Here is a 15,220-nt window from a genome sequence, read left to right as displayed (position 1 = left end):
GAGCTTTGAAAGTTTTATTCAGTGTTCATTCTATTTTTATGCCGCGTATTGGACCGTTTTCTGTAACAAGTGCGTTGTAATTGTACTTGCTCGTTATTTCAATTTAGCTTTATTGAGTGATAATGCAATCATGCAGCATCGTTGATTTTCGCTTTGATGAAAGAAGGAAAATATGCAGGTGAAGCCTAATAACAGTGTCGATAGTGTAGCTTCGGTAGCTAAGGTAGCTAACGAAAACAGCGCAACCCAACGTTTGATTTTCTTTAAACGATTACAAACCTTAACCAACAAGATTCACGCGAGTAATACGGTCGATCAAATTGTTTCAGATTTAATGATCGATATTTGTGACTTATTTGATTGCGATCGTCTGACTATTTATATAGTGGCGCCAGATGGTAGCAACCTGATTTCTAAAGTCAAAAAAGGACTCAATTCATTTAAAGATATACGCTTGCCGATTTCTGACCAAAGTATCGCTGGATATGTCGCGTTGAATCGTGAAGTGCTGTGTATTAATGATGTTTACGATGAAGCTGAGTTGCGAGCTATTTCGCCAGATTTGCATTTCCAAAAAGCGATTGATCAACGCACTGGTTATCGTACCAAAGAGATGTTAGTTGCACCGATTATTGATGCTGCAAAAGGCGATTTATTGGGCGCAATTCAGTTCATTAATAGTCGTCATGGCACCAGTTTTAATGCGATTGCACAAGAAGGCGTACGTGAGCTGTGCGAAACCTTGGCGATCGCTTTTGCGCAAAAGAACAAACCGCTGCCAATTCCGCCATCGAAATTGAATGGCTTGGTGTCTGATGGCATTTTATCTTTGCCCGAATTTGAATTGGCGATCAGCGCGGCACGCAAGAAACAAGCCGATTTAGAAGATATTTTGATCGATGAATTTCAGGTCCCTGTTGTGAAAGTTGGTTTGGCGTTGGCGAAGTTTTTTGGCGTGCCTTATGAGGCTTGGCAAGAAGGACGAGTGGTTGATGTTGAGTTAGTCAAAAAGTTGAAACGCCAATACGTTGAAGAGAATAATTGGTTGCCGATTTCTGAGGATAAGAGCGGCATGACGATATTGGCCTTAGATCCTGAAAAAGTGAAAACTACGCGTGTGGTGAATTTGATTTTTCCTGGTGCGCGTTTACTGTTTAAGGTCACAACCAAGCGCGAATTCAAGCTTACGGTAGATCAGTTTTTTGGACAAAGCGCAGACAGTGCCAGCGTCGGAGAATTGTTATCTGGCATGGAAACTGACGAGGATGACAACACGGGTGGCAATCAAGACGTTTCTGCTGCGGTCGAAAATGAATTAGTCAAATTACTTAATAAAATCATCGTCGATGCATATCAACAAGGTGCCTCGGATATCCATATTGAACCACGTCCAGGTAAAGAAAAGACGCTGATTCGTTTCCGTAAAGACGGTTCTTTGTCACCATATATTGAAATTCCCGCGAGTTATCGCAATGCCCTGTTGGCGCGCATCAAGATCATGTGCGATTTGGATATTTCAGAAAAACGTAAACCACAAGACGGCAAAATTAAGTTCAAGAAATATGGGCCGCTAGATATTGAATTAAGGGTTGCTACGATTCCTTCCGCCGCGGGCATGGAAGATGTGGTGATGCGCATTTTGGCAGCAGGCGAACCGATTCCTTTGGATAAGCTTGGTGTCTTACCGCACAATCTGCGACGCTTGAAAGAAGTGGTCGAAAAACCTTATGGCATTTTCTTTGTGTGTGGCCCCACTGGCTCTGGCAAGACCACAACTTTGCATTCGGTTTTGCATTATTTAAATCGACCAGAAACGAAAATTTGGACTGCCGAAGATCCGGTTGAAATCACCCAAAAGGGTTTGCGGCAAGTTCAAGTGAATCGTAAAGCGGGGATGGATTTTGCAACGGTGATGCGGGCATTTTTGCGCGCAGATCCCGATGTGATCATGGTCGGTGAAATGCGCGATAAAGAGACAGTTTCTATCGGGCTAGAAGCGTCCTTGACCGGGCATCTTGTCTTTGCGACGCTACATACAAATAGCGCACCTGAATCGATTATTCGTTTGCTTGATATGGGCATGGACCCCTTCAATTTTGCCGATGCGTTATTGGGTATTTTGGCGCAGCGTTTAGCCAAGCGTTTATGTAATCAGTGCAAAGTCGCCTATCAGCCGACACAAGAGGAATTGCTCAGTTTATTGAATGAGTATTGTGCTGAATTATTGGCCACTTCTGTATTCCAACAAGATGCAGAAGCCGCCAAGCGGAAGGTCTTTCAACAATGGTCTAAGGATTATGCCGATGCTAAAGGACAATTTACTTTATATCGTCCTCAAGGTTGCGATAAGTGTGTGAATGGTTATAAAGGCAGAATCGGCTTGCATGAGCTGATGGTGGGTACTGATCCAGTCAAGAAGCTAATTCAAGAACACGCACGCGTCGCACAATTATTTACTGCGGCGCTAGAAGACGGCATGTTGACTTTGAAAATGGATGGCATAGAAAAAGTCTTGTCAGGCATTACCGACATGAAGCAAGTCAGAGTGGTTTGTATCAAATAAAATGCCGTGATCAGCGCTGATTAATTGCTGGCCGATCGCTGGCTAATCGTTGACTAATCGATGATAAAGGCTTGCCTGTGTCAGGCTTAATTTGCTGTTCGGTTTGCTGCGCCGTTTGTAGATTTGTTAGCCGATGTTATCGCATCGCTTAGGTTTTCTTCTGGATTGGCGACCAAAGGCGGTAGTTTTTTATTGATCAATGGGAGATTTTGGCGTTCGCTGCCATCTGCTTGTACCGCTTGTTGTGCTGAAAGCCAATCGCCATTGTCTTTGTTTGATGTCATGCTGTGCTCCGATTTGGTGAGTACCAAGAAAGATAAACAGTGCTCAGCATAATCTGGAGGCAGACATGATTCAAAAAAAACGCGAGATTCTTTGCCTTAGCGCAAACCTTGATTCGCTGCAGATTCTTTTGAGTATCTAGGTACTCAAGTATTAAAGCAGAAAAGTACCAAAATACTTAAAGTAAGCGAAGGCTTAGCTAATCTTGGCAGCAGCTTCACTTTGATATGCAGGCAGGCGCGCACCGCAGTGTTGACAGAAGTTAGCGTCAGCCGCGTGACCTTCGCTTAAACATTCTTGGCAAGTGCGGGTTGTTGGTGTGCTCATAAAATGACGCCGTTGTGCGGTCATTTCGGCAGTAACAATCCCAGTTGGAACTGCCAGTACGCCCCAACCCATCAGCATCATTGTTGAGGCAATGAAGCGTCCCAGATCGGTTTTTGGTGTGATATCGCCAAAGCCCACTGTGGTCATGGTGGTGATTGCCCAGTAAATACTGGCAGGAATGCTGGTGTAGCCATGCGCCGGTCCTTCAACCGCGTACATCACCGTGCCCATAATCACGACGACCATTAAGACCACTGATAAAAAGACCAAAATCTTTCGAGCACTGGCACGTAGCGCTAAGCCCAGTGTGGTAAATTCAGTCAAATAGGCGGTCAATTTGAATATGCGGAAAATACGCAGTAAGCGCAACACACGTACATCCACTAAGACATACACTTCAGGGAAGAATAATGCCAAATAGCTAGGTAGCATCGCCAGTAAATCGACGATGCCAAAAAAACTTAATGCATAGCGCATTGGATATTTTACGCATGCCAGTCGAGCGACATATTCAAGTGTGAATAAGGCAGTGAAGGCAATTTCCACCCAACTAAAGACTGCAGAATATTTCGCATTTATTGTGGCGACACTGCCTAGCATTACAAATAAAACGCTCAATAAGATAGCGAAAATAAGAACGATATCAAAACAGCGTCCAGCCCTTGTATCTGCCTCAAAAATAATCGTGTACAAACGTAAACGCCAACCATCTAAGGGACGTCCTAAGCTGGTGTCGGCGGGATTACGTTTTTCCATAGAGGTCTCTTATGTGAAAGTGAGCAAAAAGTGAGTGAAAGTCGCTTACTTGAAATCAGGCGCCAAAAAACTCGGCGTGTACCGCTTGTAAAGCGAGCTTGGTGTCGTCTTGATGCACTAGCATGTAGGCTGCGACTTCGCTCGCGCCAGCCGCCGCCAAACATACGCGAACACCACTTGCAATCGCTGCCGATAAAGCGCGACTGGCAATTGCGCTGCCAACATCTGAGGCTTCTAGTACGCCATCGCCGACTACCGCAACAATCGCTACTTCAGCATTGCGCGATACTTCAACCACACCGGCTAAATGATGCTCTGCTAATGCTGCGTATGCCGCATCTAAATGATCGCGTGCCAGCAAAATATTGATCGCTGTTTGTGCCGTCAATACACTCTTGATATTGATGCCGAGACTGTCGAGCTGATTGGTGACGCGCGCTAAGATGCCGGCTTTAAAACCAACGCCGGGGCCGTGTAATTTTAAGATGGCGACATCATCGGTGGACGTCACACTTTTCACCACATCTTTGGTCACTTTGCGTTGTCCGTTAATGATCGTGTAGGGCTGTAAGCCGCGCTCAGGTTTAGTAATGTTCAAGATACGAATCGGAATGTCTTGGTCAAATAAGGGTTCGACAGTGCGAGGGTGCAAAATTTTCGCGCCGAAATAGGATAATTCTGCCGCTTCTAGATAGTTTAATTGCGCAATCGAGCGTGGCGTTGTCACGGTTCCTGGATCAGCACTCAAAAAGCCATCGACATCTTTCCATACATCGAGTGATTCTGCAGCTATGCAGCAAGCAATTGAGGCTGCCGAATAATCGGAACCACCGCGTCCGAACAGGGTTGCCTTGCCATCACGATCGACTCCGTAAAAGCCGGGTACCACCACCACGCCCTCGCCTGCCAGTGCTTGCGCTACTGACTCTTTGCTAGCAGCAAAATCACAAGCAGAATTACCAAATACGCCATCCGTAATTAAGCCTATGTCTTCTGGCAAAGCTTCGCGCGCTTGGATGCCGCGGCTTTGCAATACTTCGGTCAATAACAAACTGGATAAGCGTTCACCGTAACTGAGTATGGCATCGTAGACAAAAGTCGGAACATCTCCGATGCAGTGAATGCCGGTCAAATAGCGATCTAATTGATCGATCCGCACCGCTAAGGCTTGTTCAATACGCTCGCGTTGCGCTTGGTCGGCAACGTTTGCCTCGATCAGTTCACGCTTCAAACGTCGTAAATGTTGTGTGTAACTTTGACTCTCCGCCAAGGCTGCTTTGGTACCCGCGCCTTCTTTGGCAGCTTGTACGCAAGTAATCAAGGCGTTGGTGATGCCGTAAAAAGCCGATACCACCAAGATTAAAGGGCGCTGATAGGTTTGCACGACGTTGACGATACGATCAATGTCTTGTGGCTTGCGTAAATTCGAGCCGCCAAATTTCACAACGATTTTTTTCATTCTGTTTCCGGTCTGAGAGGGTGCGCCAAGTGTTTTTGTCGATGGCAGTTGGTTGAATGTGCGCGACTTTTATTATTTGTTTTATCAAGGCTTTGCACAAATCGAGAGGCGGCTAGGTTACTGCACTGTGCTCTGCTGGTCAATCCGTGGACTTGATTAATTAATACGATTTTGATGTCGAGTTTTGCTAATTGGGCTAGAAATCCCACTCTGTTCTGCTGATTTATCAAAGCGCGGAAGGAATATAGTGAAAGAAATTTAGCGAACAAGCTCTGTAGTTGAGTTTAAGCCTAACAAGCGCTATTGAATTAAATATTAAATAGAAATTTGTGCAAAATGAATTTAGCTCCGCAAGCGAATCCGTGGCAAAGCCAGTCAGTACCGATCCGTGCCAATACGGCACAGCGGTATTTGCGCTTTAGCGGCTATGATCCGCGTGCGGCTGGTGGACGGCAAACGCTGAAACTAGAATTGCCTGAGGATTTTGAGCCCGGCGTGCAGCAACTGAGTTTAAGCTGCCGTTCAGAATTGCTTACACAATCGTATGCACAATCACCTTCGCAATCACCTCTGCAATCACGTTCATCGATGGCGAGCTCGCATAGTTTGACGCGCAGTCCGGCGGGCTTATGGCCGCCATTGCTCTTAAGTTTTTCTACCAAAGCACGTGAGCATGGTCAGTATCCATTAGAGATTCGTATCAGCTATAAAGATGCAGCTGGTGATGCGCATTTATGGATTTGCACCAGTACGATTTTGTTGCCAAGAGCGAATGCCAGCTTGAGCGAAATTCATCAAGTTTTTTTAGCGACACACAAAAACTACCGCGTCCATGCAGAGGATGGCGCGATTGCGCGCTTACAAGGCTTGCCACAAGATAGCATTGCCACACCGATCAATTGTGATGTAGATATTTATGCCAAGGATGCGGCAATTGCGCAGCTTGATTTGCTTGCTACAACAAATGGACTGAATCAACAAGGACAGCACGCGGTTGGATTATCTAGTCTTGCTTGGCATGAGTTGCTGATGGAAGTGGAAGTGCCAAGTTCGCTTAATTTGATGCAAGTGGCTTTACCGATAACGAGTGCTGAATCAAATCCAACTGACGTTGTGACTGAATCGACTAGCGCCGCTGCGATCACATCTGCCAATTTAATCGCGAAATCTGATGCCCATGCGATCCCGATTCGTTTGTTGGCAAAGCAGGAATGGTGCTTGGGGCGTCATAAGGATTTTGCTGCGAAGCCAAGCGCCGATATTTGTTTGCAATATCAGTCACAAGCTGATCAAGATGCGACATTAGGCAAACGCATCAGCCATCGCCATGCGATTATTCAGCGACACGATGGACGGGTGCATATCACTGACATTTCGCGTTATGGCGTTTTGTTGGATGGCGTTATCTTGGAGAAGCATCAAGCGATGCCCTTGTTGCAAGGTGCGCACGTGGAGTTTTGTGCGAGTTTCAAAGGGCTGGTCGAATTACGAGTCGCGGCGATTTTGCCGCATGCGTTGATATTGCACAGACTGGTGCGCGACAAGCTGGTTGAGTTGTTTTATTTACTCAATCCCGAGCAACGACCAGAAGTGGGGAACTTGCCTGCAATGCTGCAAGGGCATAGCCTATTTTTCCATCGCCACGGACAATTTTGGCATCACGATACACAGAGTTTACAAGATCGGGTGCTGACGCCATCGACTGATCTGGCAGAGATTCATCCGAATCTGGCTTCTTATCGTTTTGAGTTGGCTACTTAGGTATGACTTAGTTATAACTAAGGTGCTAAGTAAGTGCTACGAAAGTGTTAATTAAGTGCCGCAGCTTGCGCACATTCCATAATCCTGATTTGACGGGTTTTTCACCCTCTATTCCTGCCTATTAATTAGGCTGCGGGTGCTATTCTTTTCCCTACTGCATCTTTTTGTATCGCGTCGCTCAGTTTTCGTTGCAATGCAGGTTGGATCGTTTTCACTGTTGGTTTGTTGCCGATCGCATTGGTCGGAAGGGATTTGGTATGCGCTCACTTTTTCATTCACTCAAGCTGCAATGCGCTCGTTGTGCTGCCTACTGTAGTTCCGCTGGTCCCAAACATGTGAACTATTGTCCACAATGCGGTTTATTAGTCGGTAGCCCGCCACATGAAGCGATTTTTAAGCAAGCGTATTGGTTGCCCGCCGATGATGAGATGGCAGTGTTTTTTGCGGTAGCATCGATTGATCAACTAGCGAAAACCGGCGTGCAAATTCCTGCTCGCGCGCGCGCCTTTGTATTGCAAAATGAGCGCTGTATCGAATTGCCATCAGGTAGCTACGATGCCGCAAGCTTGCGTGCGCGTACTAGCTCGCTCCAGTCTGAACAAGCGATTGAATTATTGATTACGCGTTCTCATCCATTAGCGTTGAATTTTGTTTTTGACGATCTGCATACAGCCGAATTTTTGCCATTGACAGCGAATCTTTTATTGCGCGTGAAGTTGGATCAAGTTGCCCGCTTTGCCAATCAATTCATGTTGGTGCCCGGCACACTCAACACCACGCAACTGCAAGCCTTGCTCGCACCGCTAGTCAGACAAGCTTTATTGAACGTGATTCGAACCAAGTCTCTGCGCAGTATTCAAGATGAATTGGATTTTTATCCGCAACTGGATGAGCAATTACTGTCGAATTTAAACGCCAGTTTTGCTGACTACGGATTGGCATTGACGCAAGTGCTGACGCAACAACTCCAGCATCCCTCTTTGTCGAAAGAGCGTGAAGAACTCAGTGAACAGACCGAGCAACAAGCTCTACAGCTTGATAAAAGTCGTGCGCAAATACAGCAAAGAAAACAAGCGGATGAGATGTATCGTGAGCGCGAGTGGCAAAGAATAAGTAAGCAAGAAGAACAAGTACGTTTGCGTTATCGCCATGAAGAAATGCGTGCGCAATTCGCCAAAGATTTAGGATGGTTGTACCTGCAAGGTGATTACGACAAAGCCAAGAAGCGTTTGAGTCGCGCTAAGCTGCAGCAAGATGAGGCGGAACGTTTGCAAACCATACGTTTGCGCGAATTAGATTTGTACGCGCAAATTGTCGATGCACGTACTCGTCAACAGGCAATTGACGCCGGTGCGACCGAGATGATCCGTGCCTTAGAGCAGAGTGCAAAAGAACAGCATGAAACGCGACAAAATGAAGCGGATCAATGGTTGCATGTGCGTACCTTAGCACGCATTAAAATGCGTTCGGAATCAGAATTAACACAACTATACAGCAAACAAGCAGCGCTATTATTGCAATTGCAAAGCGCGCAGCAGATGCAAAAAATTCAGCTTGAACATGAGATCGCTCAAAATAGTTTGATCGCAGATCAAACCGAACAAGCCGCACAGCGAGAATTGCAAAAGCAAAAGCAGCAGCATCTGCAGCAAGCTGAGCAAGAGTTAGCAGATGAACGGCAAAAACATGCCTTGATAAGCATCAGCTTAGAGACCGAATTACGGGCGCGTGAATTTCAGCGTATGCAGGCATGGGAGCAAGAGTTACATAAGACCCGCATTGACGATCTACAACAAGAACAGCAAAGAACGCAGCAACTTAAACAGATTGATGCGGCGCTGAAATTGGCACAAGTACAGGAACAGATTGACACGATTCAACAGCGAACAGAACAAACACGTAGCGCTAGCCAACAGGAGAAATTACAGCGCACGATAGAGTTGCACGCGCGCTTTCAAGATCAAGAGCAACAACGTCAAGAGCAAGCTGCATTGGCGGTGTACGCGATTGAAGAAAGTCGTATGAAATTACAACAGCAACATCAAATTGCGATTGAAGAAGCGCAAATCGAGCGACTACAAGCAATCGCGAACTTTAGTGAGACTGGCAAGATCGCCACCGCTGATGTCGCGAATGCGAATGCCTTGGCAGATTTGATGAAATTGCAAACGCAAGCGAGTATGAGTGCAGAGCAAATTCTGGCAACGCAAGCGGGACAATCGAGTCATGCGGCGCAAGCGATGAGTGCGATGGCGCAAATTCAGCATGGTATGAGTTTGGAGCAATCAATGAAGATGCTACAGGATCGTTTGCGCGAAGAGCGTGAACAACGCGAGGCTGATTTACAAAGACGGCATCAGCTTGATTTAAGCATCGTGCAAAATTTGATGTCGCTGCAACGCCAGCATGCGCCAGCTGCGGGTAGAAAATAGTGCGCCAAAAATTAGCTTGAGAATTTCGTGTGGAACTAGGTGTTGAACCCGTGTCGAATCAAGATCATGCAAAAGCCATTACATAAAATCCGTGAATTGCGTGATCTTTTGAACGAAGGTTTGTTGAGCGAACAGGAATTCACGCAAAGAAAGAACGCGATTCTCGATACGGAATTTGGTCCGAACGGCAGCCTTGCTGCTAGTCGCAGCGGCACCCTCGGCGCAAGTCTTGGTGTTAGTGCGTCGCCATTTGAATCATTGGATGGAACCGATCTTGGCTTTATTGCAGGCCAAGAGATAGGTGCGCAAGCGAAGCGTTACCAATTGGAGCGGTTATTAGGCCAAGGTGGAATGGGACAAGTTTGGCAGGTCAGTGATCTAGCGACCCAAGCTGCAATTGGCCATAGTGAAAAACTCGCCATCAAAATCTTGCCGCCACATTTCACCCAAAGTGCACTGCATACGCATTTACTAATTGAAGAAGCTTCGCTAGTACGTAAGTTGGCACATGAGCATATTGTGCGCGTCTATGACTGGGCGCGTGATCCTGCTACCAATAGCTATTTCATTATGATGGAATACTTGGATGGCCAAGATTTTGATCGCTATTTGGCGCAGCATCAACGCTGTGAATGGCAACAAGCTTTACGGATGTTGTTGCCGGTTGCGCAGGCCTTGCAATATGCGTGGGAAAAGCACAAATTGGTGCATCGTGATTTGAAACCGAGTAATTTGTTTTTGACTAAAGATGGTCAGGTGAAATTGCTTGATTTTGGTATCTCTGCTCGTCTTCGTACCCAAACTAGTGCTGGGCTCAGCACGCCGGGTTTTGCCTCGGTGCGTTCACCGCATGCCGGTACTGCAGGCTATCGTGCGCCAGAAGCCGATATTTCAGCACATGGTGGTTCACCGGTGTCGCCATATACACCAGCATTAGATGTGTATGCGATGGCGATCATGATTTATCAAATGTTGGAAGGGCGGCTACCGTTTGGTGAGTATCGACAAACCCAGCAACAAGCGCAAAAACCGCTGGGCATCAATCAAGCACAATGGTTGGTTTTGCAAAGCGGTTTTGCGATCGATATCAAACAACGACCAGCAACCGCTCTAGCACTTTTGGCTGCCTTAAAAAAAGCCGGACAACAAAGCAATCAGCCTGAGGTCTCTGCCTTTGTCGAGCAAGGTCAAAGTATGTCACCTTTTGAGAGCGCGGCGCAGCAACGTGCTGAGCAAAGGCGACAACGCAAAGAGCTAGAGCAGCAAAGACGTCAGCAAGCCTCTGCCGCATTGCATGCACTAGTCGAAAAACAAAAACGTTTGCGCGACTTAGAACAGCTAGAACGAGAAACTGAGCGCCAAAATAAGGCGGCAGAATTACGTTTATTGCAGCAAGCGCAACACGCCAAGATGAAAAGCCATGACACTGTCCAAGTGAGTAATATCAGTTGGGAAGATGCGCAGCGTTATTTGGCTGCGCTAAGCAAAGAACGTGGCCTGCCGTTTTGAGCTCTGCGCTTGTCGAGCACAACACTAAAATCAGTTTGAAGTAGCCGCTGCTTAAGGATGTGACGATGTGGAACCTGCATTGTTCTCTACATCAGAATGCAAGTCATTTTGCTCAAAAGGATTTTGTCGTAAAGCTGCGATTAAGATGTTCAGTGAGTCTTCTAATTGCGCGTGTTTGTCTTGCGGAATTAGATTAAATACTTGCGCCGCATGATTGTTCAGTGCGCTTTCTAATTTTTCGGCACGCACCCGGCCGAGTGGCGTCAAGCTCAGATTGACGCTACGTTTGTCGAGTTCACTCGGCAATTTTGACACGACACCATCACCGACTAGTGCGTCGACCGCTCGGCTAATCCATGCTTTGTCCAAGGATAATCGTTCGGCTAAAGCTTGCTGTGTAATTCCATCGACGCGCAATAATTCAGTAAGCACATGGCATTGCACATTCGAAGCCCCATCGACACATGCCGTTTGCGCACGTTGAGAACGAACAAATAGACGACTGACTTCTCTAACTAAAGAACCGGAATGGGATGGTGTGAGCATAGAAGATGGCGGAATCGATTGGGTAGAGCTATTCGGAAGCGCACATCATAGGAAATCGCCATTTAGTTGTCAATAACAACTAAATGGCGATGCTTACATTTGTTTATAGAAAGCCCAAGTTTCTACTGTTAGTATCAAAATTACGCAGGTTCGGTAACAAGTCAATTAACTCAGAATCAGTGATGCCCAACCACTTGCCCAGTGTTGCTGCATATTGTTCGACTGAGGTTGTCGGTAATAAGCGCCCTTGACCGACATCGTCTTCGCCATTGTTCGCTACTAGTGGCGCGGTGCCATACAAGCTGCCGCCCTTGACCGCGCCACCCAACATGAAATGCATACTGCCCCAGCCGTGATCACTGCCATCATTATTGCCAGTGAGGGTGCGACCAAAATCGGAAGCGGTGAAGGCCGTGACGGAATTGGCGACACCTAATTCGACAGTCGCGTTGTAGAAGGCGGCGAGTGCATCTGCTACCGTTTTTAGTAAGATCGGATGTTCAGTCAGTAAACCATCGTGGGTGTCGAATCCACCTAGAGAAACAAAAAACACCTGTCTCTTTGCGCTTAGTGCTGAGGCGGATGCAATCATGCGTGCAACCATCTTAAGTTGCGATGCCAAGCGATTATCCGCGGGAAACGGCGTCGTGATGGGTGGGGCAGAGGCGAGTGCTGCGCTTAGCACTTGATCTGCTTCGATCGAGCGAGTACTGACGCGATTGTATTCATGTTCAAACAAATGGGTTCGACTCTGCGTCACGATTTGGCGTAGCGCGTCGGAGCAGGCGCTTGAACCAAATAGTGGTGTACTTAAGCCATTTAATGGAACCGATCCATTACTGGTAACTTGATACTGCACCGCTTGTTGGCCCGATAAAAAGACCGCATTACCCGAGACATTCACGCAAGTGAAGGTGGCTTTGCCATTGCCACTGACGAATAAGTCGCCCATTCTGCCGCCCCATCCAGATACCGCCCCCTCAGGTGAGGATGATTGCCAAATCGATTGTTGATCGTTGTGTGAGAATAGTTTAGGTGGTAATGCTACCGACTTGTTTGTGTACTGCGTTTTGCTGGTTGGCTGCATTAAGCTACCAACGTTCAGCAGAACACCGAGTTTGCCGCTATCGAATAAGGGCAGCATAGGGGAGAGCTCTGGTGCTAGCGCGTATTGGCGTTGTACACCATTTCTATCGATCAATGCTTGCGATGACTTGAGTGCAGTGGCATGCAAGCGATCACGCGCATAAGCAAGGTTTGGCCGCAAACTTTGGTAGGCATTGTAGCTTTGGCTGTCATATGGCACTAGCGTATTTGCATAGTCGTTGCCGCCATATAAGAAGACGCATACGATCGCCTTATAGTCCTGCGCATTGGCGGCAGAAGCTTCCGCCATGGTAGCGAGATTCACCGCCCACGGTGTTGCTACTCCCGCCAGTGATAAGGCACTAACGCGTTGTAAAAAAGCGCGACGAGAAGGATTGGTTTCAGATGGATGATTCATGATGATCTTTCCTTAAACGTAGGCAAATTATTTCAGGACGATAAATTCGGGTGATGCAAGTACCAGCAACAGCGCGGCATAGATGCGCTGATACTTATTTCGCTCGGCATTATTGGTTCCGATCGAAATGCTGGCGATCGCATTTTGTATGGTTTGCACCGTGCTTGTGCTCAATTGTTCGGCAGCCAAAAGTAGATTGATTTCGGCAACTAGAGCCGCTGGCTTATCGGCCAGCGCTAACAAGCTGCTGTAATCCGCTTGCAAATCATTACCGCCACGACTGCCGTCAATGATGTCTTGCATAAAATTGACATAGCCCACTACCGAAGATTCGCTGACCATTTGCATTTCAGGTGCGCTTAGTGAAGCTGCTGCGATGCTGGTATTTGGCGGTACATAGCCAGGACGATAAAAATTAAATACGCTGGGCGAACGTAGTGGACTTTGTCCAAGCTTAGTTCCCGCATCGCTGGTATCGCCAATGCGCCATAGATCGGATGGCGAATTAGCGCTGAAAGCGCGTGCCCATGCTAAGAAGCGTTGCAGTGGTTCACGCACTTTGCCGAAGTAAGGCAACTGCGTATTGTTTAGATTGCGGGCTTCATCATCTAATAAAATGGCTTTGATCACGGCCTTCATATCGCCTTTGGCGTTGAGTCCGCTAGCTTGCCCATTATGATTAAATACCGCTGCTACGCGAGCCACATAGGCAGGACTTGGATTGCTGGTGACGAGCTTTTGTATCAGTTGTTTGGCGATGAACGGCGCCACATTCGTATGCGCGAAAATAATATCCAGACTACGACTTAAGGCTTCTTCGCCGCTAATGCCAGCCGGTATGGTTTGTCCCAAAAAACTGGATGCACCAGTTTCATGCTTATTTGGATATTGACGCAAAGGACGACGGTGATAATCGGGTGTTGAGGTGTTACCGCCAGTGAGATCGAAATCCCAACCAGTGAATACGCGCGCTAAACCAGTGATGTCTTCTAAACCATAGCTTTCGACGGCGATGCCATTCTGTGTTGCCAAACTGCCGTCTTGATTTAAGTTGACTAGACCAATGCTGAATAATTGCATCAATTCACGCGCATAGTTTTCGTCGGGTAAAGCGCTTGTGACGGGGTTGTATTTGCTGTTGCCACGATAAGTCAGATACAGACTCATCGCTGTGTTGGTCGAGATCTTCTGCAATAAATCGCGATAATTACCGAAGCAATTGGCTTCCAACAAATCGAGATAATTCGCCGCTGCAAAAGCTTTCCAGCCACCGCCATTGACCAAGCCTTCTATGCTCACTACTAAAATTTCGGATAGGGCAAAACAGATGCGTTGACGTAAGGTATCGGGAGAATTAATGAGTTTTTTCCAGGCACAAGAGTCGAAACCGGCTTGCGAGTTGCGATACTCGCTACTATCCATGCCTTTTGAGCGCAACCAATCCCAACGACTTTGGCTGGCGGGTATCGCCATTTGTTGATCTATCCATCCACTGTAGCCGAGCGCTTGAACACGCGCGATTTCAGCACGACTTGCTCCCATCGCGGCTTGCATCAGGAAGCGAGCCGCCGCTGCATCGCTGATGACGGTGGGAAGGACCGTTGCGCTACTGGCGCTGTTGCTAGCGTTGCCATTGCTACTAGCAGGCGGCGACGTTACAGTTTCGCTCGGGCCCACTTTGCCGTCGCCACCACAAGCTGTGGCTAACACGGCGGCGCTGCTGGTCGCCACTATGTTGCGCATGAAGTTGTTATCGGAGTTAGTCGAGCTATGTGACTGAGTTAGAGATTCTTTGCTGATCTCTTGTTGGGTTTTTTCATCAATGAGCATGTCGCGCCTCGCGGGAAAGTACTGGTAGGGAAATACCGAAGAAATCCCAGATTAGTGAGCATGGCAGGAGTCGACAAGAGTCGCTTTGTAAGCAAATGTGAGCAATCCAAATATCGATGAATTGGTCATTTGCTAGTCAAAAAGAGCCTGAATGCCGAGCTAAAAGTGTAAAAAGAGTGCAGATTCTGTTACATCTCTTGCGCAAAAACACAATTGCGCACTGCCATTTCATATGTATTCGGCAAATTATC

At 47.2% G+C, this 15,220-nt stretch carries 10 protein-coding genes; 4 read left to right on the top strand and 6 right to left on the bottom strand.

What is annotated here, in order from left to right; all coding sequences use genetic code 11:
- The first annotated feature begins 172 nt into the window (after positions 1–172).
- Positions 173–2,563, top strand: coding sequence for a GspE/PulE family protein (locus KDM92_RS03815; protein WP_212683086.1), 2,391 nt, complete (start codon positions 173–175; stop codon positions 2,561–2,563).
- A gap of 86 nt (positions 2,564–2,649) precedes the next feature.
- On the opposite strand, the gene KDM92_RS03810 is transcribed toward KDM92_RS03815, so the two are convergent.
- From KDM92_RS03810 to KDM92_RS03800, 3 genes are all read right to left on the bottom strand, one after another.
- Complete coding sequence (locus KDM92_RS03810; RefSeq protein WP_212683085.1) at positions 2,650–2,847, bottom strand: hypothetical protein; 198 nt, start codon at positions 2,845–2,847, stop codon at positions 2,650–2,652.
- Positions 2,848–3,040: 193 nt separating this feature from the next.
- On the bottom strand, positions 3,041–3,928 hold the full coding sequence (locus KDM92_RS03805) for an ion transporter (protein WP_212683084.1): 888 nt from the start codon (positions 3,926–3,928) through the stop codon (positions 3,041–3,043).
- A 55-nt stretch (positions 3,929–3,983) separates the two neighbouring features.
- Positions 3,984–5,387, bottom strand: a complete 1,404-nt coding sequence (locus KDM92_RS03800) for an aspartate kinase (protein ID WP_212683083.1) — start codon at positions 5,385–5,387, stop codon at positions 3,984–3,986.
- 336 nt (positions 5,388–5,723) lie between these two features.
- Here KDM92_RS03800 and KDM92_RS03795 point away from each other — a divergent pair, with 336 nt between their 5' ends.
- The 3 genes from KDM92_RS03795 to KDM92_RS03785 all read left to right on the top strand — a co-directional run bounded on the left by KDM92_RS03795 (position 5,724) and on the right by KDM92_RS03785 (position 11,089).
- The gene (locus KDM92_RS03795) at positions 5,724–7,148 is read left to right on the top strand and encodes an FHA domain-containing protein (RefSeq protein ID WP_212683082.1); all 1,425 of its coding nucleotides are present in this window, start codon (positions 5,724–5,726) and stop codon (positions 7,146–7,148) included.
- 257 nt (positions 7,149–7,405) lie between these two features.
- Positions 7,406–9,580, top strand: a complete 2,175-nt coding sequence (locus KDM92_RS03790) for a hypothetical protein (protein WP_212683081.1) — start codon at positions 7,406–7,408, stop codon at positions 9,578–9,580.
- Positions 9,581–9,646: 66 nt separating this feature from the next.
- Complete coding sequence (locus KDM92_RS03785) at positions 9,647–11,089, top strand: serine/threonine-protein kinase (protein ID WP_212683080.1); 1,443 nt, start codon at positions 9,647–9,649, stop codon at positions 11,087–11,089.
- A gap of 51 nt (positions 11,090–11,140) precedes the next feature.
- Here the strand turns inward: KDM92_RS03785 and KDM92_RS03780 are convergent, their stop codons facing one another.
- From KDM92_RS03780 to KDM92_RS03770, 3 genes are all read right to left on the bottom strand, one after another.
- Positions 11,141–11,635, bottom strand: coding sequence for a MarR family winged helix-turn-helix transcriptional regulator (locus KDM92_RS03780; protein ID WP_212683079.1), 495 nt, complete (start codon positions 11,633–11,635; stop codon positions 11,141–11,143).
- A gap of 103 nt (positions 11,636–11,738) precedes the next feature.
- On the bottom strand, positions 11,739–13,139 hold the full coding sequence (locus KDM92_RS03775; protein ID WP_212683078.1) for a DUF1501 domain-containing protein: 1,401 nt from the start codon (positions 13,137–13,139) through the stop codon (positions 11,739–11,741).
- Between the two features lie 27 nt (positions 13,140–13,166).
- Positions 13,167–14,969, bottom strand: coding sequence for a DUF1800 domain-containing protein (locus KDM92_RS03770; RefSeq protein WP_230408162.1), 1,803 nt, complete (start codon positions 14,967–14,969; stop codon positions 13,167–13,169).
- Positions 14,970–15,220 lie beyond the last annotated feature (251 nt).

Source organism: Affinundibacterium baiyunense (assembly GCF_018139645.1).
GTDB lineage: Bacteria > Pseudomonadota > Gammaproteobacteria > Burkholderiales > Burkholderiaceae_D > Undibacterium > Undibacterium baiyunense.
The sequence above is the reverse complement of the archived record's forward strand: the minus strand, read 5'-3'. Positions and strand labels throughout refer to the sequence as shown.